Below are 18,838 nucleotides of genomic sequence, written 5' to 3'. Positions count from 1 at the left end.
GCGCCTTAGAACAGTTTGGGCGGGGCATCCTTGGGCTGGCGCATGGCGGTTACACCGGTTCTGAAGCCTTCGCCGATCCGGTCGGCGAGCGCGCCCCAGCTTTGCGCGGTCTGCGTGGGCAGCTCAGCCTTCAGAACGCTGTGAAACAGGTCAAGCCAGAGTGGGAAATGCTCGGCCTTGATATCGGGGCGAGAGACATGCACCCGCATCGGATTGCCGTTGTAGCACTTCTCGCGCAGGATTGCGTTGCGCCAGAACCGGGCGATCTTTTCCTCGTGTTCCGGCCAGTCGGTCACATGGGCGCCGAACACCGGCCCTAACACGGGGTGCTGCCGTATCTTGCCATAAAAAACACGCACGACCTCGTCGATCTCGGCGCCGCTGATGTCAAAGCGGCGCAGCGGGGCGTTTTGTGCGGGGGGGGTGGGCAGATCGGGGGAGGTCACGGGAGCTCCTGACTTTGGTTTCGAAGGACAGCAATAGCCGGGCCAGAGGCGCGGGAAAAGGGGGCTGACCTAGGCTGGCCAAAGCCGTTTTGAAAAAAAATCGCATCGGGCATGAAACTTTTTGCGCGGGGGCTTCGTGGCTGTGGGCAGAGGTTCAAACAAAGGGAGAGATACCTATGGCCCATCTGGCTTCATCCTATGCATCCTACGAGACGTTCCTGCGCGGCGCGGACGCCTTCTGGTCGGTAGACCTGGGGGCGATGAATAATTCGGGCGTCACCGGCGATGCGCTGCTGTCGGTCAATACCGAAGAGGACGGTACCCGCTATCTGAATATCTCGATCTCGGCGGCGGGGCTGACCCCGGATGTGCGCCACGCCCAGCATGTGCATGGCACCTTTGATGACGAAGGGAACCCCTCGGATGCCCGCATGCCATTGATTGCGGATGATGCGGATCAGGACGGATTTGTCGAAGTGCTGGAAGGGTTGGCCGCCTATGGCGACATCCTGTTGCCGCTGACCGATGGCGACGGGGTGCTGCCGATGACCCGGTCGGACGGCACGATGAATTTCATCCAGAGTTATGAGCTGGGTGACGACAGCAACTTCTTCAGCCCGGTCAGCGGCAACGACTATACTGCGGCGGATCTGATGCCGATGGAAAACCGGGAAATCGTTATTCATGGGCAAAATGTGGGGTCGGGCTTCGGCGCCGGGACCGGCGGCGAGATCAACGGATCGCAGGATGGCTATGTCGGCCTGCTGCCCGTGGCCGCGGGTGAGATCGAAGGCACCAACCGGGCGCAGGCGCTCGACATCCTTGAGGACCAGTTCCAGCGGGCTTCGGAAACCGTGCGTCTGGGCGCGGGGGACGATGTCTTTGATGGCGGTCTTGGCAATGACCGGATTTATGGTGGCAAGGGCACTGATCGGATCGATGGCGGCGCCGATGATGACTGGCTCTGGGGACGTAGCCAGAACGATGTGCTGCGCGGTGACGGTGGCGACGATCATCTTTTCGGCAACAAGGGCAGCGACCGCCTGTTCGGTGATGAGGGGGATGACCACCTGAAGGGCCACGGTGGCGGCGATGATCTGAACGGCGGCTCTGGCAATGACATGCTGAAAGGCCACCGCGGAGATGATATGCTGGAGGGCGGCGCCGGACGCGACATGCTGAAGGGTCACAGCGGCGATGATGTCCTGACCGGCGGCAATGGCCGCGACGTGCTGACCGGTGGCGCGGGCTGGGATGAGTTCGTCTATGCCGATATGCGCGAAGGGCGCGACCGGATCTCCGATTTCGAGGACGGGATCGACCTGATCAGCCTCAATACGCTGGGCATGGATTTTGCCGATCTCAGCATCAGCGATGCGGGGCGCGGCACGCGGGTGGAATTTGGCAATACCTCGATCCTGCTCGAAGGCGTCATGGCGGATCAGCTGGACCAAAGCGATTTCATCTTCTGATCCCTGCTGTTGAGGGCAAAACAACGACGGGGCGCGGTCTTCTATTTGAGGGCTGCGCCCCTTCTTTTGCCGCGATAGGGTAGCGTAAATGCCCTGCCCGGAGACCCCACAATGACAGACCACGGCCACAGCCCGCAGGAGATCAAGGACCGGATCGGCGCACCGCCGGGGCGGGGGGTGCTGCGCGATGTGGTCTATGGCGGCATCGACGGATCCGTCACCACCTTTGCCATCGTGGCGGGGGTGGCGGGCGCGGGGCTGTCGCCCTTTGTGATCGTGGCGTTGGGGCTGGCCAATGTGCTGGCCGATGGGTTCTCCATGGCGGCAGGCAACTATTCCGGCACCAAGGCTGAACTGGACGACGCCCGCCGACTGCGCCAGGTCGAGAACCATCATATCGACCACTACCCGGATGGAGAGCGCGAGGAGGTGCGAGAGATCCTGCGGCTCAAGGGTTTAAGCGGTCGCGTGCTGGACGAGGCCACCGACGAGATCTGCAAGAACCGTGAAACCTGGGTCGACCTGATGATCGAGGGCGAATACGGGCTGGCCGGGGTGGACCCGCACCCGATGAAGGCCGCCATCGCTACCTTTGCTGCCTTTCTGGTGGCGGGGATGGTGCCGCTGCTGCCCTTTCTCTTCGGTCTTTCCAACGCCTTTACCGTGTCCTCCTGGATGACCATGGGCTGTTTCTTTGCCATTGGCGCCCTCAAAAGCCGCTGGTCGCTGGCGCCCTGGTGGCGCTCGGGCGGGGAAACGCTGGTGATCGGCGGCGCGGCGGCGGCCATGGCCTACGGCGTGGGGTTGATGTTCCACGCTTGAGGCGCGGTGTCTGCCCTGCGGGGGGAAATGTTTCGCGTGCGAAACGGTTTAAGACCTTGTCAGGTTATCCTGACATTCCATTTTTATGGCGCGCTGAGGCCCCGCAACGGGGGCCGCAGAACCTTTGCTTCTGACTGATCCGCAACGCGGATCACTTGACCTGGATTTTTGGAGGGTAGCCGTAGAGGTCCAGAGACTTGTCGCGTTCACTGGACATTCCGGCCAGCACAGCCGCCCCCAGCAGACCACCACCCCAAAGAACCTGCGCTGCGGCATTTTCCTGGGCCTTGAGCTTGGTGAGGTTCGTCACCTCTATGGTTTGAGTGACAGTCTTTTTGCCATCTGTGCAGGCGATCGTCATCGGCGGTGTGGCGCGACCAAAACTGGGCAGGTTCACCTTGCCCGGAACCCGCAGGGCGCCCGAAAAGGCGGAGCTGGTCAGTGTACAGTCCGCTTGGGTCATGGGGGGATTGGCTTCGTTCAACTCGTTTTGCGCAAAGCTGATCCGGGTCTGTGTCGCCGTTTGCAATGGCAGCCTTTTCCCGGCCGCGGTCAGCGAGATATTCTTTGAGACAGGCAGCTGTTCTGCGGTTTGCAGCCTGCTGGCGTAGGTTTCGCTGGGGGATTCTGCTGTGTCGCAAGCCGAAAGCGTGACGCTGGCGGAAAGCAGCGCGGGTAGAATGTAGGTTTTCACTAAAAAGGGTCCTGTGTTGTGTTTTTAATTGATTATTCTTCCGTAAATACAGCGCATGAGTGTGTCCGGCAACTGTTGAGGCGCAAGAATGTTGCGCAGCAGCGCAGGGTGTCGCGACGTTGTGTGCTTTACCCTCCTGATGCAGCGCCCTATAAGGCCCGCATGTCCCACCGTGCGGCCATCATTATTCGAATTACGTACCCGGCGCTCTGATCCGAACACGGAATCCTAAGAGCCGCCGGGCAAAGGTGCTTGAGCCATCGCACCGAACCGAATATCCCACAGATAATCCTGACGACGACCAGCTATTCAAAGGACGCCACCGATGTGCGCCGACACGCCTCAGACCCCCGACTATAAGAACACCCTGAACCTGCCCAAGACCGATTTCCCCATGCGCGCGGGCCTGCCCAAGCGGGAACCCGCATGGCTGGAGCGCTGGGCAAAGATCGGTGTCTATGACCGGCTGCGCGAAAACAACGAAGGCCGCGAGCCGTTCACGCTGCATGACGGCCCACCCTATGCCAACGGCCACCTGCACATCGGTCACGCGCTGAACAAGACCATCAAGGACATGATCGTGCGCTCGCACCAGATGATGGGCTATGATGCGCGTTACGTGCCGGGCTGGGACTGCCACGGTCTGCCGATCGAATGGAAGATCGAGGAACAGTACCGCAAGAAGGGCAAGAACAAGGACGCGGTGCCGGTCATCGAGTTCCGCCAGGAGTGCCGCGCCTTTGCCGATGAATGGGTCGACATCCAGCGCGAAGAGTTCAAGCGTCTTGGCATCACCGGCAACTGGGCCAATCCGTATCTCACCATGGATTACCATGCCGAGGCGGTGATCGCGGGCGAATTTCAGAAGTTCCTGATGAACGGCACGCTGTATCAGGGCTCCAAACCCGTGATGTGGTCGCCGGTGGAAAAAACCGCACTGGCCGAGGCCGAGGTGGAATACCACGACAAGGAAAGCTTCACCATCTGGGTGAAGTTCAAGGTAGCCGAGCCTGCGGATCACAAACTGGCAGGTGCCTATGTGGTGATCTGGACCACCACCCCCTGGACCATGCCCTCGAACAAGGCCGTGGTTTACGGCGAAGACATTGCCTATGGCCTTTATGAGGTGACCGGCACGCCAGAGGAATCCTGGGTCAAGGTGGGCGACAAATACGTTCTGGCCGATAACCTGGCCGCCGACGTCATGAAGCGCGCGCGGCTGGAGGAAGACCAGTATACCCGCGTTGCCGATGTTCCGGTGTCCGATCTCGAAGGCATCGGCCTGACTCACCCCCTCGCAGGTGCCGAAGGCTCCAATGGCGAATGGGACGATATCCGCGATTTCCGCGCGGCCGATTTCGTCACCGACACCGAAGGCACCGGTTTCGTGCACTGCGCGCCCAGCCACGGGATGGAGGAATTCGAACTCTACCGTGACCTTGGCATGCTGAAGCAGGTCATCACCTACAACGTGATGGACGACGGTTCCTTCCGTGCCGATCTGCCGTTCTTTGGCGGCAAATACATCCTGAACCGCAAAGGCGGCGAGGGCGATGCCAACAAGACCGTCATCGACAAGCTGGTCGAGGTCGGCGGGCTGATGGCGCGTGGCAAGATCAAGCACAGCTACCCGCATTCCTGGCGTTCGAAGGCACCGATCATCTATCGCAACACGCCGCAATGGTTTGCAGCCGTGGACAAGGAGTTGGGCGACGGGCTCGATACCTATGGCAAGACCATCCGCGAGCGGGCGCTGACCTCGATCGACCAGCTGGTGAAATGGACCCCGCAGACCGGGCGCAATCGTCTCTATTCGATGATCGAAGCGCGCCCCGACTGGGTGCTGTCGCGTCAGCGCGCCTGGGGTGTGCCGCTGACCTGCTTCACCAAGAAGGGCGCCCTGCCCACCGATGACGATTTCCTGCTGCGCAACGATGAGGTCAACGCCCGTATCGTCGCCGCCTTTGACGAAAAGGGCGCTGATGTCTGGTACGAGGACGGCTTCAAGGCGCAGGTGCTGGACGGTATCGTCGATCCGGACGCCTACGAGCAGGTGTTCGACGTTCTCGACGTGTGGTTCGATTCCGGTTCCACCCACGCCTTTGTGCTGCGTGACCGCGAAGATGGCACCGAAGACGGTATCGCCGATGTCTACATGGAAGGCACCGACCAGCACCGTGGCTGGTTCCACTCCTCCCTGCTGGAGGCCTGTGGCACCCTGGGCCGCGCGCCTTACCGCAACGTGGTGACCCACGGCTTCACGCTGGATGAGAAGGGCATGAAGATGTCCAAATCGCTGGGCAACACCATCGTGCCGGAAAAGGTCGTACAGCAATACGGCGCCGATATCCTGCGTCTGTGGGTGGCCCAGACCGATTACACCGCCGACCAGCGGATCGGTCCGGAGATCCTGAAAGGCACCGCCGACAGCTACCGCCGCTTGCGCAACACCATGCGGTACATGCTGGGCAGCCTTGGCGATTTCACCGAGGACCAGCGCGTTGATCCCGCCGATATGCCCGAGCTGGAGCAATGGGTGCTGCACCGTCTTGCGGAACTGGATCACAAGGTGCGCTCCGGCTATGCCGCCTTCGACTTCCAGGGCGTGTTCTCGGCGGTCTTCACCTTTGCCACCGTGGATCTGTCGGCCTTCTATTTCGACGTGCGCAAGGATGCGCTCTATTGTGATGGCGATACGCTGAATGCCCGCGCCGCGCGCACCGTTCTGGACATCCTGTTCCACCGCCTGACCACCTGGCTGGCGCCGATCCTGGTCTTCACCATGGAAGAAGTCTGGCTGGAACGCTTCCCGGGCGAGGACAGCTCGGTCCATCTGGTGGACATCCCCGAAACCCCGGCCGACTGGCTGAACGAGCCGCTGGCCGCGAAATGGGCCGCGATCCGTCAGGCCCGTCGGGTGGTGACCTCGGCGCTGGAAATCCAGCGTACCGACAAGGTGATCGGTGCCTCGCTTGAAGCCGCGCCGGTGGTGCATCTGCGCGACCCGGAGGTTCTGGAGGCGCTGAAATCGGTGAATTTTGCCGATATCTGCATCACTTCGGATGTGGTTTTGACCGGCGATCCGGCCCCAGCCGAAGCCTTCCGCATGCCAGAGATCGACGGCATCTCGGTTGTGTTTGAAAAGGCAGAAGGCGAGAAATGCCAGCGCTGCTGGAAGATCCTGCCGGATGTGGGCACCCATGCCCATGCCGGTGTCTGTGGTCGCTGCGACAGCGCGCTGAGCTAAGACGTACCGCCTCCTTTTGCGGGGGCGGGTCCAAAACAGATTGCGCCGCCGTTGCCTTCTGAGGGTAACGGCGGCGCTTTTTCGTCGGACATCCGGGTCTTTGGAGAGGGGCGGCGAGCGGAGATCAGGCTGCAACGACCTTTTGCGCCGCCTTGTAATTGGCACAGGCGTTGATGACGTTCATCGGCAGCGGCCCAACCGGGTGGCCGGCCAGCAGCGCAATATACTGCCGCCACAGTGCCTTGGCAGCGGCGGAAATCTCGGATTGGGCACCGTAGGCAGAGCCTGTCACGCGTTCGCGGCGCATGTCGTCCTGCGCCTTTTCCCAGGGTGATGCATCCGGTTGCCCCGGCATCTGCTGCGCGTCGCGTACCACCAGGGACGGCTTGGCCGGACCAGTAAAGACCGAGTTCACACTGCTATTCTGCATGTTTGGCGAGTTTTGCAGGGCCTCTTCGCGCTGCTGGCGGAAGGCCAGACCCTGCTGGCTGCCATCAACCTGTTCGGTCGCGGCTTGAATCTTTTCCTTCTCGGGCAAGGCTTTCAGGCGATAGGCCGATTGTTCGGAGAGGCCCATCTTTTCGGACAGGCTGGTGTTCTCCTTTTCAGCCTGCACTGGGCCGACCATGACCGGCTGATTGGCTGACCAGCTTTGTTTCCAGGCCAGGTTGGCCGCATCCAGTCGAATCATGTCCTTGTTCCCACCTTTACTTTACCGAGACGTGCAGCTGGTCTGTCCTGTCATTGCTCCTCCAGGTGGCCGAAAGGCTGTCCGTGGCAGAGGCCGGGATATTGCAGCACGACGCAGGCACCCCGCTCTGCGTTCCATCATTAATACATATTAATTAAACTGCTTGGCACCTGCCCGCTTGGGCAGGGGAGAGCGGCAGAGGGATAAGGCACCTATACCAAAGTGCGCATTTCGCACCTTGAGCTGCTCGCCCGGGCTTGCGGCCCGCTTCGGCCCGCCGCAGGGTGGGAACGCCCAAAGTGAACAACTGCAAGAGGACAGAACGCATGCAGCAGCCGAGCGCGCATCTGAAAACCCCGGTCGGGCGGGTGGTCGTGACCGCGCAGGATGGGGCGATCACCCGGCTGCGATGGAAGGAAACTCCCGCAGAACCTACGCAGGCGCACGCCGGAGATGCCGCAACGGAGGAGGTGTTGAGCCGGGCATTGGCGCAGCTGCGTGCCTATTTCGCGGGAGAGTTAGAGGCCTTCAGCCTGCCGCTGGATGTGGCAGGGTCCGCCTATCAGCAGGCGGTTTGCGCGGAAATCGCCGCCATTCCCTTTGGCGAGACGCGCACCTACGGTCAGCTGGCGCAGACTCTTGGCAGTTCGGCGCAGGCCGTAGGCAATGCTTGCGGCGCCAATCCCATTCCGATCATCATCCCCTGTCATCGGGTGCTGGGTGGCAGCGGGCTTGGCGGGTTTTCAGGGCAGGGTGGGATCGAAACAAAAGTATCCCTGCTGCGCCATGAGGGCGCGGCAGGGTTGCTGATCTGAGATCCTAAGGTTTGTCCGTCAGGCGAGACGCCTGAAGCGCTGTTCAGGACAACAATGCTTTCGCCTTGTCATACTCTGACATGGCGCCGGTGCCGGTTGGGGCAGGATCGCCTGCGGCCAGACCCAGAACGACGGTTTCCATATCTGCGCCGCTGGTCTCTGCCAGGCTGGTGTCCGCCTGCGCGGGCTCTGCCTCTTCGGGGACCTCAAGCGGGCTGACCGCGACCTCGGTCGCCGGATCGCTGTCGCTGACATTGCTCACAGAAACGGTGATCTCGCCTGCTTCATTGGTTTCAAACAGGGCCACAAGGCCGCCGTGTTCGCCGTTCTCGAAGTTAATCCTGATCTCGCCGCCGCCGGTGCCGCTGTCTGTCGCGACATTCAGCCCGCCGTCCTCGCGGGTGACCTCGATGTCGAATGCGCCGCCGAGGTCTTCAATCCGGATGGAAATTTCGCCAAAGCTGCCGCTCAGCACCGCATTAACACCCTTGGGTTGTGTGGTTTCTGCCGGAGGCTCTGCGGGCGTTTCAGCGGCCTGCTTGGCGCGCCAGCCCCAGGCCTTGGCATGATCGGGCGGACCAACGCGGTCCGGCTGGTCCGACTGGCCGGGCGGCGTGAACTGCCGGGGCGCAGAGTGGGCGTGATGGGCGGATGACTGGCCGCCGGGGGCATGGATCGAATTCATGGTATGATCTCCTGAACGATTGGAACGCACCCCCGGTGCAAAGGATGCTCCATCGATCCTGACGATCAGAATTTAAGGCAGGCTTACCCGAGGGAAGCCATAGTGCCTCGCATTTGAGACGGCTTTGAGACGTATTCAGAAGCTACTGGTTTCAGGCCGGTTTTGTCGCACGTGGTTGCGTCGGCAGCAGGCTCAGGCGCGTTTGGGCGGGAAAATCTGCTGCACGATCCCGACGAAAAGCAGGTAGACCGAGGTCACGATCAGCCCCCAGTGGGCCCAGCTTTCGGGATGGAAATCGATCCAGGCCGCATAGCCTGCCAGCGCGGTCCAGACCAGCGCCACCGGCAGCGAAATGCGGCGCCAGCGCTGGGTGCGGACCGGATGAATGAACTTCAGCGGCAGGAACATCGCGATGGAGAGCAACGTCACCAGCGCCAGGCTGGTCCAGTGGCTCGGCTCCAGCGCAAAGATCACCAGCACCAGCATGTTCCAGCAGCCGGGGAAGCCGGAAAAGGAGTTGTCCTTTGTCTTCATCCGGGTGTCAGCAAAATACATCGCACTGGCAAAGGTGATGACGATAATGGCGAACCAGCCGGTCCAGCCTGCCATCAGCCCGGATTTAAACAGGGCAAAAGCCGGGATGAAGACATAGGTCAGGTAATCGATGATTAGATCCAGCAGGACCCCGTCAAACTGCGGCGCGTAGCGTTTTACGTGATAATGCCGCGCCAGCGGGCCATCCACACCGTCCACCGCAAAGGCGACCACCAGCCACAGGAACATCAGGCTCCACTTGGCATCGGCGGCCGCCAGCATTGCCAGAATGGCAAAGACGGCGCCGGTGGCGGTTAGAAGATGAACGAGAATGGCGCGGATCTGAGGTTTCATTCACCCGTGATGGCGAATTTGCCCTCGGCCCGCAAGGGTTCAGTGCAGCGTTTTGCTGATATGGGGCGCGTTTTCCACGGCCGCATCAAAGGCGGCACCATCATCGGACATATACAGCATTTCCCTTACGACGCCGGGGATGGAGCCGGGGAAGGGCCAATGCGAAACAGGAATGGAGCGGGGGAGGCGGATCTGAGAGACGGGCGCCGCCGGTGCAGCGGGAGCCTGGCCAAAACAGAAATGGGGGTCGTGATACATAGGGCATCCTTTCTGGAGCGGGTTTGCCCCTATCAACTCTGAACGCGGTTAAGGAGAGGTTGTCGGCAGGCTTCGGAATATATTGCATTTTATTTATTCCGCGCGCTTGGATGCCTGTCTCATCCGGTGGGGGGCCGCCTGAGCGTTTTGCATTCTGATAATCGCATGTCTAATGTGCTGGCCAGATATGCTCCGGCACGGGGAGCGTCTGAAGGGGGAGCGCGATGCCAGACCAGAGCGCACATTGGAATGCTGTCTATGAGAGCAAGGCGCCGACGAGCGTCAGCTGGTATCAGGCGTATCCCAAGGCTTCGCTGAAGGCTATTGATCTGATCGGCGCGCAGGATCAGCCGTTTCTGGACGTTGGGGGTGGCGCTTCGGATCTGGCGGCGGTTCTGCTGGAACGTGGCTGGCGGGATCTGACGGTTCTGGATATCTCCGACGCTGCTTTGTCGGTACAGGCACAGCGGCTGGGAGACCGGGCGCAGGAGGTCGTGCGCATCGCTGCCAATATCACTGAATGGGTGCCGCCGCGCGCCTATGGGATCTGGCACGATCGGGCGGTGTTCCACTTTCTGACCAACGCGGCCGACCGTGCCGCCTATGTGGCTGCTTTGCGGATTGGGGTGCGTCCCGATGGACATGTGATCCTTGCAACCTTTGCGCCGGACGGGCCGGAGACATGCAGCGGCCTGCCGGTGCGCAGATATTCCGCCGAAGGGCTGGGGCAGGAGCTGGGGGACGCGTTCACCCTGTTGCACCACTGGCGAGAAGTACACCAGACACCGGGCGGCGCCGAGCAACCCTTTACCTGGGCTGTCTTCCAGCGACGCTGAGGGGCCTTTCGGTCTGAGATCAAGCCTTGGGATGGGCGCGGTTGTAGACTTCCATCAGATGTGCCGTATCCACCGCCGTGTAGGCCTGCGTGGTGGAAAGCGAGGCATGGCCCAGAAGCTCCTGAATGGCGCGCAGATCGCCTCCGGCCTCCAGCAGGTGGGTGGCAAAACTGTGCCGCAGCGCGTGGGGCGTGGCCGAGGCAGGCAGGCCCAGCTGGGCGCGGGTTCTCGCCATGACCCCCTGGATCTGGCGGGGATTGAGGGCACCGCCGCGCTGGCCGCGAAACAGCGGTGCGTCCTGCATCTGCGGATGCGGGCAGAGGTCAAGATAGCGATCCACGGCATCGCGGGCGGCGGCGATCACAGGCACCACCCGTTCCTTTTCGCCCTTGCCCTTGATCCGCAGGACCTGTGGCAGCGGCGCATCGCCGCCGGTGAGGCTGAGCGCCTCGGAAATGCGCAAGCCGCAGCCGTAAAGCAGGGTCACGACCGCAACATCGCGGGCGGCGACCCAGTCGCTGGTGGATTGCAGCTCGACCGTCTCGATGACGGCGCGGGCGGCGTCCTGCGCCAGCGGGCGGGGCAGCTTTTTCTGGAACTTCGGTGCCCGCACCGCAAGAACCGCGGTGGGCTCGAACCCTTCGCGCGCCGCCAGCCAGCGATAGAAGCTTTTGACCGAGGACAGCTTGCGCGCCAGTGAACGCGAGCCGGTGCCCGCGCTGCGCTCAGACGCCATCCAGGCGCGCATGTCGGCGGTGGAGATCTGCGCCAGCGCGCCAAGCCCCTGCGGGCCGCCGGTATGGCTGGTCATGAAGGCAAGGAAGCTGGTGACATCGCCCTGATAGGCGGTGATCGTATTGGCCGAGGCGCCCCCCAGCGCGGCAAGCCCTTCCAGCCAGTGCTGCAGGGCGTCGCGGCAGGCCGGGGAGATCAGGCTCATGACAGCCAGCGGCGCATGGTTCGTTCAAAGACGCCCGCGAAGAAGCCGAGAAGGTCAGTGCCCTGCTGCGGCGAGAACTGATGCGGATCCTCAGAGCCGAGCACCAGCATGCCGGGCAGGCGGCCGCTGCCCAGATCCAGCTTCAGGCAGGCCTCGGAGCGGATCCACTCCGCCTTGCCGCCATAGATCCGGGCGCTGCCGGTCTGCAGCTGGCGCAGGGTGACCTGACGGTCCGGCCCGCCGCGCCCGCCTGCGGCGGCATAGTCGGCGACATAGCCGGGAGAGACGATTTTCAGCACATCGCCAATACGTTCGGCGGCGGCGCTGCCGTCCTCCTGCCGGGTTTCCAGCACCAGTGCCAGTGCATCGACACGCAGAATTTCGGCCATCTCCTGATTGAGGCTGGTCAGGAAACCAGTGAAATCGGTGGGGTCCAGCAGGCGCAGCACCGCGCGGTGGATCTGGTTTGTGCCGGACAGGTTTTCATAGGCCGCGGCGATGACCGAACGGTGGGTGTCCTCCAGCCGATCCAGTCGCGCCTCCAGCCGCTCCATGGCGATGCCGCGCAGATCCACGATATTCGAGCCCATCGCGCGTTCATTGGCGCTGACGAGGGCGTTCATCAGATTCTGATCCTCCAGGATCGCGTCTGGTTTTTCCAGAATCGCGGCGCGCAGGGCGTCGTCGAGTTTGGCGGTATTGCTGCTCATGTTCGAACCTCTTTGGGGTCTTTTGACAGGGTTATAACATGGGTTTCGGGCGATGCGGGTGAAAAATCTGTCTCTGGTGGGAAAACGCCGAAGCTCCGCATTAAGGGTATCGGGAGGCTCCCGCCCACTGCGGGGCCGCCATGGGCGGCCTCCTCGCTGGTTGGGCCGGGCGCCGGGCTGTTGCCCGGCGTGGCGGTCCTGGCGGACCTTTTGAGGTTTGCTGAGAAGCGTTTGAGGGGGCGCTCTGCCCCCTCAAAGCGCCATGTCGATTGTGTATTGGAAGGGACCGCGTCAAGGGTGGATCGCGCGGGGCGCGACCGCTCTGCGGCCCTTGACCCGGCGGGGCGTGGGATAAGAAAAAGGCGCCCTGGAAAGGGCGCCTTTGGGGCGTCGGGTTATTGGACCCGGATCAGAGGATCTTGATGCCTGCGGCCTTGATATCTGCGAGGAAGGCATCGAGGCCCTTGTCGGTCAGCGGGTGATTGACCATGGATTTGATCACGGCGGGCGGGGCGGTGATCACATCGGCGCCGATTCGGGCGCTATCCAGCACGTGGTTCACGGTGCGGATCGAGGCGGCGAGAATCTCGGTCTCGAAGCCGTAGTTGTCGTAGATGGTGCGGATGTCTTCGATCAGCTCCATGCCATCGAGGTTGATGTCATCCAGACGCCCGATGAAGGGAGAGATGAAGCTGGCACCGGCCTTGGCCGCCAGAAGCGCCTGATTGGCGGAGAAGCAGAGCGTTACGTTGACCATATTTCCGTCGTCGCTGAGCACCTTGCAGGCCTTGAGGCCATCCCAGGTCAGCGGCACCTTGACGGCGATATTCTCGGCGATTTCGACCAGCTTGCGGCCTTCGGCGATCATGGTTTCGGCATCGGTGGCCGTCACTTCGGCGGAAACGGGACCGTCGACCAGATCGCAGATTTCCTTGGTGACTTCGATGATGTCACGGCCGGATTTCTTGATCAGCGAGGGGTTGGTGGTGACGCCATCCACCATGCCAAGGTCATTGAGTTCGGCAATGGCATCGATTTCGGCGGTATCTACGAAGAATTTCATATCCGGGAATCCTTTGGCGTGGGTTGGCCTTGATTGGGCTAGCCTTTACCTCATGGGGGAGGCATTAAAAAGCCCCGGCGGTTTTGCAGGGACACTTTGCACGGACAATTTGCAAGGGCACAAGGTAGGTAGCGGTGAGCGATCAGGAGCATTTCGAAGCAGGAGAGCGAGTGGCGGTGCTGACCACGCAGCCGCTTGACCGGCTTCTGGATTACCGCGCCCCCGAGGGCGGTTGTTTCCTCGGTGCCTATGTCGAGGTGCCGCTGGGTCCGCGCAAGGTGCTGGGCGTGGTCTGGGGGCCGGGCGCGGGCGATTTTGATTCGTCGAAACTGCGCAGCGTGACCCGGGTTCTGGATGTGGCGCCGATGCGGGGCGAGATGCGCGCGTTTCTGGGCAAGGCGGCCGATTACACGCTGACGCCGATGCCCGCGATGCTGCGGTTGGCGAGCCGGGCGCCGGGGCTGTCCAATCCGCCCTCGATGCGCAAGATCCTGCGCCGCGGCGATCAAGAGCCGGACCGGATGACCGATGCCCGCGCCCGGGTTTTGGACGCGATGGAGGAATTTGGTGGGCTGGCTTTCACCCCCAAGGAACTGGCCGATATGGCGGGCGTGACTCCGTCGGTGGTCAAGGGGCTCGTAAAACAGGGCGCCCTGCGCGAGGAGGAAACCCCGCGCGATCTGCCCTACCCGCATCTGGACCCCGATCTGCCGGGCAAGGCGCTGACCGACGATCAGGCGGCAGCAGCGGCGGCGCTGGAAGAGGGCGTCAAAAGCGGCGCCTATGGCACCACGCTGCTGAAAGGTGTCACCGGATCGGGCAAAACCGAGGTTTATCTGGAAGCGGTGGCGGCGGCCTTGCGCGCCGGGCGGCAGGCGCTGGTCCTGTTGCCCGAGATCGCGCTGACAGCGGAGTTTCTGAAACGGGTCGAAGCGCGGTTCGGCGCCACCCCGGCGGAATGGCATTCCGGCGCCACCATGACCGAACGCCGACGGGTCTGGCGCATGGTGGGGCAGGGCAAGGCGCAGCTGGTGATCGGCGCGCGCTCGGCGCTGTTCCTGCCGTACCGGAACCTTGGGCTGATCATCGTCGATGAGGAACACGATACCTCTTACAAGCAGGAGGATGGCGTCCTTTACAATGCCCGCGACATGGCGGTGCTGCGCGCGGCCATGTGTTCGGCGCAGGTGGTATTGGCCTCGGCGACGCCCAGCCTTGAAACCTGGGCCAACGCCGACGCAGGCAAGTACAAGCGGCTGGATCTGACCTCGCGCTTTGGCGCCTCGGTGCTGCCGGAGATGCGCGCGGTGGATATGCGGGCCGAGGATCTGCTGCCCTCGACCTGGATCTCTCCGACGCTGAAATACGCCATGAAGGCGCGGCTGGAGCGGGGGGAACAGTCGCTGTTGTTCCTCAACCGGCGGGGATTTGCGCCGGTGACCATCTGCCGGGCCTGCGGCGCACAGGTGGCTTGCGATCACTGCGACAGCCGCATGGTCGAGCACCGGTTCCTGAAACGGCTGATGTGCCACCAATGCGGTGAGACGAAACCGGTGCCCGAGGTCTGCCCCTCCTGTCAGGTTGAGGGCAAGATGGCCCCGGTTGGCCCCGGCATCGAACGGCTGGGCGAGGAAGCCGCCGCGCTGTTCCCCGAGGCGCGCATCGCGGTGCTGAGTTCCGATCTGTTCGGCTCGGCCCGCGCGTTGAAACAGCGGATCGAGGAGATTGCGGCGGGGGAGGCGGATATCATCCTCGGCACGCAATTGGTGGCCAAGGGGCATAACTTTCCGCTGCTGACGCTGGTGGGCGTGATCGATGCGGATCTGGGTCTGCAAGGCTCGGACTTGCGCGCAGCAGAGCGGACATTCCAGCTGATGCGGCAGGTCGCGGGGCGTGCGGGCCGGGCGGAAAAGCCGGGCGAGGCGCTCTTGCAGACCTTTCAGCCCGAGCATCCGGTGATCCGGGCGATCCTGTCGGGGGACGAGGAAGCCTTCTGGAAGGCGGAGGCCGCTGAACGGCAGGCCGCCGGGGTGCCGCCCTTTGGCCGGATGGCGGGGATCATCCTGTCGGGATCGGATCTGGCGCAGGTCTTTGATCTTGGCGAAACGCTGGCGCGCAACGATGGTGCCCTGCGCCAGATCGGCGCGCAACTGTTCGGCCCGGCCCCTGCGCCCATCGCCCGGGTCCGGGGCCGCCACCGGGTAAGGCTGCTGGTGAAGGTGGCCAAGGGCGCGCCCTTGCAAGAGGCCATCGCCCGTTGGATCGCGCCGGTGCGGCCAAAGGGCGATCTGCGCCTCAGCGTCGATATCGACCCGCAGAGTTTCTTTTAGGGCACGGGGCCTTCCTACTTGATTCTGTGCACTGCTTTTCGCTGGCCGATATGGTCACGAAAAGTCAGAGCAGCTGATCATAGGCCTTCTCGGCCAATGTGCGCAGGTGATCACGTGGCATCTGGCCGACCACCGCATAGCCCAGCGGGCCATCCTGCCAGTAAAGGCCTTGTGTTGCTCCTTCACCAGCGTAACGGAAGGCGCTGTCGCCGCCGGAATGCTGGGGGGCAATATAAAGGGTAATCCGGGTGCCTACGTCGTTTTCGTACATGAAAAGCCCGGCCGTTCCGTCCTCGGACGGTAGAACCCGGCCACCCATCAGCGCAAAACCGGAGGCAGCGAGGTCGGGTGGAACCAGCGGGGCGCCGACGCGTTTTGAGATCCAGCTTTCCAGATGGTCGCGCTGACTGGCGGGCACTTCGACCGGGTGCACCACCTCGACCACATAGGTGTCATGAGCCTTGAGCGCGGCCTGTGCCAGATCATTGCCAGACGTCATGGGAGCCAGCGCGCCGCGCCCGATCCAGCCGCCAAGCCCGCCAAGTGTCAGAAGGCCCACCATTGCCGCCACGCGTGCCGGGGCGCGAAGGGGCGAGCGCGGCGCGGTTGCAGGGGTGGGGCGGCACAGAATATCGGTCAGGGCCTCGGGCGTGGGCTCCTCCGGTTCAGGGAAGAGCATCCGCAATTCCTCGTCCTGCTGCGCCCAGTCGGCGAGCCGTGTCTGTGCCGTGGGGTCGGCTGCGATCCGCTCGGTAAGCGCGGCGCGCGCGGCCTCGTCCAGTTCGCCGTGGTGATAGGCGAGCAGCTCATCATCGCTCAGCGGGGTGTCGGGATGGGTGGTCATCGGTTGGGTCTTCCGGTTGGTTTCGGTGCGGCGGACGTTGCGCCGCCGCGGCCGGTCATGGTGCGCAGGCTGGCGCGGGCCCGGGCCAGCCGTGACATCAGCGTGCCGCGCGGAATGTCGAGCATGGTCGCGGCCTCGTCGAATGTGGCGCCATCAAGCGCCACAAGCAACAGAGCGCGGCGCTGGTCCTCGGGCAGCCGGGCGATGGCAGCCTCGGTTTCACGCAGCGCCATATGTGCCTCCTGTCCTGCCGGGCGCGAGGGTTCGCTTGGCAGCTCGTCGACGGCGATCAGGTGGCCAGGCCGTGGGGCCCGGCGCATCAGGTCGCGGTGGCGGTTGATCAGGATGCGGAACAACCAGGCTCGCAGCGCGCCATCGGGACGGCGCTGATGCAGCTTGGCCACGGCCCGTTCGAGGCAATCCTGGACAAGATCGTCGCCCGCCTCGGCGTCGCGCATCAGCGCATGGGCGTAGCGGCGCAGTGCCGGGATCTGGGCTTCGATCTTGTCCAAGTCGGTCATGGGAGGGGGGGACCTTCGGGCCGGGGCGCGCCTACGGGCGGGCGAGGTGCCAGACGCCCTTGACGCCGTCACCGGTGATATCGCCGGACTTGGCATCCTTGAACCATGTGTAGAGCGGCTTGCCCTCGTGGGTCCACTGGCGGGCGCCATCGGCGCGCAGGATGATGCCAAAGGCGCCCTGCGGTCGGGCCTTGCTGCTGGCCTCCAGCGGCGGCCATTTTGTGGCGCAATCGCCATAGCAGTTGGAAACGGCGGCTGTGTCCTTGTCGAAGGTATAAAGCGACATGCCGCCGCCGTCGGTCAGGATCGCGCCCTTGGCGCTGTCGCCGCTCTGGATCGCGGTAGCCGCCTGTACGACTGAACCGATCATGGCTGCGGCGATAACGGCGATAGGGAAGGTGAAGCGCATCTTTTGGTCCTTTCATCTAAGATCGTACCGGTCCGTTGCGACCGGCAGATAATAAGACGCGCCTGCGCGAGAAATAATCCCACTGACCTACAAATTTTTATGCGGTCACCGTCCGGCCCGGCTGATCGATCAGGAAATCGGTCAGCATCGCTCCGATCCACATGCAGAACAGCGCCAGCCAGGCAGTGCCGGCAAAGATCGACCCGCCGGTGACGCCTGCGCCGATGGCGCAGCCACCCGCCAGCATGCCGCCAAATCCCATCAGGGCCGCGCCGATCATCGCCTTGCGCATGGTGACAGCGCCGTCAAAGGCCTGGATCCTCATTTCCCCAGACAGGGCAGCGGCCAGCATCGCGCCGATAAAGACGCCCGGCACCAGGCCCACGTCGAATTCAAGAATGGCGTTGCGGTCGAGGAAGAACATCAGCGTATGGGCCGAGGGGCCGGTGAAGGTGGCACTTTCGATCTGCACCGGGTCAAAGGCGACGAGGCTGAGCTCATAGGTCAGCACCCAGCCCATGGCGACGGCAAACCCCACGCCCGAGGCAAAGATCAGCCGCGCCGCGCCGATACGGTTGCGGCGCGACAGCCAGAGCGCCAGCACAGCAATCGCCGCGCCAAGGGCCAGACCGCCCCATTCCGGCAGGCCAAAGGTGGCCAGAAGGTCCATGTTGCGCCCGCCGGAGGTCACCCAGAGCCCGGCCAGCCGGTCGCGCAGCGGTGACAGCACGCCCGAAAGGCTCATCTGCGCCACGACGGCAAAGATCAGCCCGGACACGACCGAGCGCAGGTTGCCGGTGGCCGCCAGCACCAGAAGCCGCCCCGAGCAGCCCCGCGCCAGCACCATGCCCGCGCCAAAGATCAGGCCGCCGATCACCGCGCCGGACCAGCTGCCCGGCACTGCCATCATCCGCGCATCGGCTGCGCTCATCAGTCCCAGAAGCTGCGCCGCCTGCACCCAGACCACGGCGGTAGAGAAGGTCAGCAGCCAGACCGCCACCTTGTCCTCCATCCGGCCGCGCGCGAATTCCACCGTGGCCGCGCGCAGGCAAAAGCGGGAGCGCTGCGCCGCAACGCCAAAGGTCAGACCGGTGAGCAACCCGAACAGGGCCGCCGTCGGGGCCTCTCCGATGCCTTCTACAAGTGAAACCAGATCCATTGCGCGCC

At 63.3% G+C, this 18,838-nt stretch carries 19 protein-coding genes; 6 read left to right on the top strand and 13 right to left on the bottom strand.

What is annotated here, in order from left to right; genetic code table 11:
• Positions 1 to 5 precede the first annotated feature (5 nt).
• The gene (locus SM764_RS00900) at positions 6 to 446 is read right to left on the bottom strand and encodes a group III truncated hemoglobin (protein ID WP_368947203.1); all 441 of its coding nucleotides are present in this window, start codon (positions 444 to 446) and stop codon (positions 6 to 8) included.
• 176 nt (positions 447 to 622) lie between these two features.
• On the opposite strand from SM764_RS00900, the gene SM764_RS00895 reads away from it, so the two are divergent.
• Both SM764_RS00895 and SM764_RS00890 read left to right on the top strand, forming a co-directional pair.
• Positions 623 to 1,918, top strand: coding sequence for a calcium-binding protein (locus tag SM764_RS00895; RefSeq protein WP_369000778.1), 1,296 nt, complete (start codon positions 623 to 625; stop codon positions 1,916 to 1,918).
• A 111-nt stretch (positions 1,919 to 2,029) separates the two neighbouring features.
• Positions 2,030 to 2,740: a VIT1/CCC1 transporter family protein gene (locus SM764_RS00890; protein ID WP_274827710.1), complete on the top strand. Its 711-nt coding sequence runs from the start codon at positions 2,030 to 2,032 to the stop codon at positions 2,738 to 2,740.
• 151 nt (positions 2,741 to 2,891) lie between these two features.
• Here SM764_RS00890 and SM764_RS00885 read toward each other — a convergent pair whose 3' ends face one another.
• A complete protein-coding gene (locus SM764_RS00885; protein ID WP_347509069.1) occupies positions 2,892 to 3,434 on the bottom strand; it encodes a hypothetical protein in 543 nt (180 codons plus the stop codon).
• Between the two features lie 325 nt (positions 3,435 to 3,759).
• Between SM764_RS00885 and ileS the strand changes: the two genes are divergently transcribed.
• Positions 3,760 to 6,681, top strand: a complete 2,922-nt coding sequence (ileS, locus tag SM764_RS00880) for an isoleucine--tRNA ligase (protein WP_369000777.1) — start codon at positions 3,760 to 3,762, stop codon at positions 6,679 to 6,681.
• 124 nt (positions 6,682 to 6,805) lie between these two features.
• On the opposite strand, the gene SM764_RS00875 is transcribed toward ileS, so the two are convergent.
• Complete coding sequence (locus SM764_RS00875; protein WP_369000776.1) at positions 6,806 to 7,372, bottom strand: hypothetical protein; 567 nt, start codon at positions 7,370 to 7,372, stop codon at positions 6,806 to 6,808.
• Positions 7,373 to 7,698: 326 nt separating this feature from the next.
• Between SM764_RS00875 and SM764_RS00870 the strand changes: the two genes are divergently transcribed.
• Positions 7,699 to 8,187 (top strand): methylated-DNA--[protein]-cysteine S-methyltransferase, encoded by a 489-nt coding sequence (locus tag SM764_RS00870; protein ID WP_369000775.1) that lies wholly within the window; start codon positions 7,699 to 7,701, stop codon positions 8,185 to 8,187.
• Positions 8,188 to 8,230: 43 nt separating this feature from the next.
• On the opposite strand, the gene SM764_RS00865 is transcribed toward SM764_RS00870, so the two are convergent.
• From SM764_RS00865 to SM764_RS00855, 3 genes are all read right to left on the bottom strand, one after another.
• On the bottom strand, positions 8,231 to 8,872 hold the full coding sequence (locus tag SM764_RS00865; protein ID WP_368947197.1) for a hypothetical protein: 642 nt from the start codon (positions 8,870 to 8,872) through the stop codon (positions 8,231 to 8,233).
• A gap of 192 nt (positions 8,873 to 9,064) precedes the next feature.
• Positions 9,065 to 9,760 (bottom strand): CDP-alcohol phosphatidyltransferase family protein, encoded by a 696-nt coding sequence (locus SM764_RS00860; protein WP_065272653.1) that lies wholly within the window; start codon positions 9,758 to 9,760, stop codon positions 9,065 to 9,067.
• Positions 9,761 to 9,799: 39 nt separating this feature from the next.
• Entirely contained in the window at positions 9,800 to 10,018 is a 219-nt protein-coding gene (locus SM764_RS00855) for a hypothetical protein (RefSeq protein WP_274827716.1), read from the bottom strand.
• Between the two features lie 224 nt (positions 10,019 to 10,242).
• Between SM764_RS00855 and SM764_RS00850 the strand changes: the two genes are divergently transcribed.
• Positions 10,243 to 10,854: a methyltransferase domain-containing protein gene (locus tag SM764_RS00850; protein WP_369000774.1), complete on the top strand. Its 612-nt coding sequence runs from the start codon at positions 10,243 to 10,245 to the stop codon at positions 10,852 to 10,854.
• A gap of 19 nt (positions 10,855 to 10,873) precedes the next feature.
• Here the strand turns inward: SM764_RS00850 and SM764_RS00845 are convergent, their stop codons facing one another.
• The 3 genes from SM764_RS00845 to fsa all read right to left on the bottom strand — a co-directional run bounded on the left by SM764_RS00845 (position 10,874) and on the right by fsa (position 13,567).
• A complete protein-coding gene (locus SM764_RS00845) occupies positions 10,874 to 11,794 on the bottom strand; it encodes a tyrosine recombinase XerC (RefSeq protein ID WP_369000773.1) in 921 nt (306 codons plus the stop codon).
• Positions 11,791 to 12,504 carry a DUF484 family protein gene (locus tag SM764_RS00840; protein WP_369000772.1) on the bottom strand — a complete coding sequence of 238 codons (714 nt, stop codon included), beginning with the start codon at positions 12,502 to 12,504 and terminating at the stop codon, positions 11,791 to 11,793. Before SM764_RS00840 ends, SM764_RS00845 begins: the two co-directional genes overlap by 4 nt.
• Before the next feature lie 409 nt (positions 12,505 to 12,913).
• Positions 12,914 to 13,567 carry a fructose-6-phosphate aldolase gene (fsa, locus tag SM764_RS00835; protein ID WP_347509075.1) on the bottom strand — a complete coding sequence of 218 codons (654 nt, stop codon included), beginning with the start codon at positions 13,565 to 13,567 and terminating at the stop codon, positions 12,914 to 12,916.
• A 134-nt stretch (positions 13,568 to 13,701) separates the two neighbouring features.
• Here fsa and SM764_RS00830 point away from each other — a divergent pair, with 134 nt between their 5' ends.
• Positions 13,702 to 15,897 carry a primosomal protein N' gene (locus SM764_RS00830; protein ID WP_369000771.1) on the top strand — a complete coding sequence of 732 codons (2,196 nt, stop codon included), beginning with the start codon at positions 13,702 to 13,704 and terminating at the stop codon, positions 15,895 to 15,897.
• Positions 15,898 to 15,961: 64 nt separating this feature from the next.
• Here the strand turns inward: SM764_RS00830 and SM764_RS00825 are convergent, their stop codons facing one another.
• From SM764_RS00825 to SM764_RS00810, 4 genes are all read right to left on the bottom strand, one after another.
• Positions 15,962 to 16,741: an anti-sigma factor family protein gene (locus tag SM764_RS00825; RefSeq protein ID WP_369000770.1), complete on the bottom strand. Its 780-nt coding sequence runs from the start codon at positions 16,739 to 16,741 to the stop codon at positions 15,962 to 15,964.
• Entirely contained in the window at positions 16,738 to 17,262 is a 525-nt protein-coding gene (locus tag SM764_RS00820) for a sigma-70 family RNA polymerase sigma factor (protein WP_274831320.1), read from the bottom strand. The genes SM764_RS00825 and SM764_RS00820 overlap by 4 nt, the downstream gene beginning before the upstream one ends.
• A 31-nt stretch (positions 17,263 to 17,293) precedes the next feature.
• Positions 17,294 to 17,671: a COG4315 family predicted lipoprotein gene (locus SM764_RS00815; RefSeq protein ID WP_369000769.1), complete on the bottom strand. Its 378-nt coding sequence runs from the start codon at positions 17,669 to 17,671 to the stop codon at positions 17,294 to 17,296.
• Between the two features lie 97 nt (positions 17,672 to 17,768).
• Positions 17,769 to 18,830 (bottom strand): YeeE/YedE family protein, encoded by a 1,062-nt coding sequence (locus SM764_RS00810; protein ID WP_065272662.1) that lies wholly within the window; start codon positions 18,828 to 18,830, stop codon positions 17,769 to 17,771.
• Positions 18,831 to 18,838 lie beyond the last annotated feature (8 nt).

It is taken from the genome of Pseudophaeobacter sp. 1A16562 (assembly GCF_041008785.1).
GTDB lineage: Bacteria > Pseudomonadota > Alphaproteobacteria > Rhodobacterales > Rhodobacteraceae > Phycobacter > Phycobacter gallaeciensis_A.
This window is presented reverse-complemented; position numbering and strand designations above follow the sequence as displayed.

Bases quoted from the DNA above. Each gene is read 5' to 3' on its own strand.
- SM764_RS00895 (WP_369000778.1), top strand. From the start codon at position 623: ATGGCCCATCTGGCTTCATCCTATGCATCCTACGAGACGTTCCTGCGC.
- SM764_RS00890 (WP_274827710.1), top strand. From the start codon at position 2,030: ATGACAGACCACGGCCACAGCCCGCAGGAGATCAAGGACCGGATCGGC.
- ileS (WP_369000777.1), top strand. From the start codon at position 3,760: ATGTGCGCCGACACGCCTCAGACCCCCGACTATAAGAACACCCTGAAC.
- SM764_RS00875 (WP_369000776.1), bottom strand. From the start codon at position 7,372: ATGATTCGACTGGATGCGGCCAACCTGGCCTGGAAACAAAGCTGGTCA.
- SM764_RS00870 (WP_369000775.1), top strand. From the start codon at position 7,699: ATGCAGCAGCCGAGCGCGCATCTGAAAACCCCGGTCGGGCGGGTGGTC.
- SM764_RS00865 (WP_368947197.1), bottom strand. From the start codon at position 8,872: ATGAATTCGATCCATGCCCCCGGCGGCCAGTCATCCGCCCATCACGCC.
- SM764_RS00860 (WP_065272653.1), bottom strand. From the start codon at position 9,760: ATGAAACCTCAGATCCGCGCCATTCTCGTTCATCTTCTAACCGCCACC.
- SM764_RS00855 (WP_274827716.1), bottom strand. From the start codon at position 10,018: ATGTATCACGACCCCCATTTCTGTTTTGGCCAGGCTCCCGCTGCACCG.
- SM764_RS00850 (WP_369000774.1), top strand. From the start codon at position 10,243: ATGCCAGACCAGAGCGCACATTGGAATGCTGTCTATGAGAGCAAGGCG.
- SM764_RS00845 (WP_369000773.1), bottom strand. From the start codon at position 11,794: ATGAGCCTGATCTCCCCGGCCTGCCGCGACGCCCTGCAGCACTGGCTG.
- SM764_RS00840 (WP_369000772.1), bottom strand. From the start codon at position 12,504: ATGAGCAGCAATACCGCCAAACTCGACGACGCCCTGCGCGCCGCGATT.
- fsa (WP_347509075.1), bottom strand. From the start codon at position 13,567: ATGAAATTCTTCGTAGATACCGCCGAAATCGATGCCATTGCCGAACTC.
- SM764_RS00825 (WP_369000770.1), bottom strand. From the start codon at position 16,741: ATGACCACCCATCCCGACACCCCGCTGAGCGATGATGAGCTGCTCGCC.
- SM764_RS00820 (WP_274831320.1), bottom strand. From the start codon at position 17,262: ATGACCGACTTGGACAAGATCGAAGCCCAGATCCCGGCACTGCGCCGC.
- SM764_RS00815 (WP_369000769.1), bottom strand. From the start codon at position 17,671: ATGCGCTTCACCTTCCCTATCGCCGTTATCGCCGCAGCCATGATCGGT.
- SM764_RS00810 (WP_065272662.1), bottom strand. From the start codon at position 18,830: ATGGATCTGGTTTCACTTGTAGAAGGCATCGGAGAGGCCCCGACGGCG.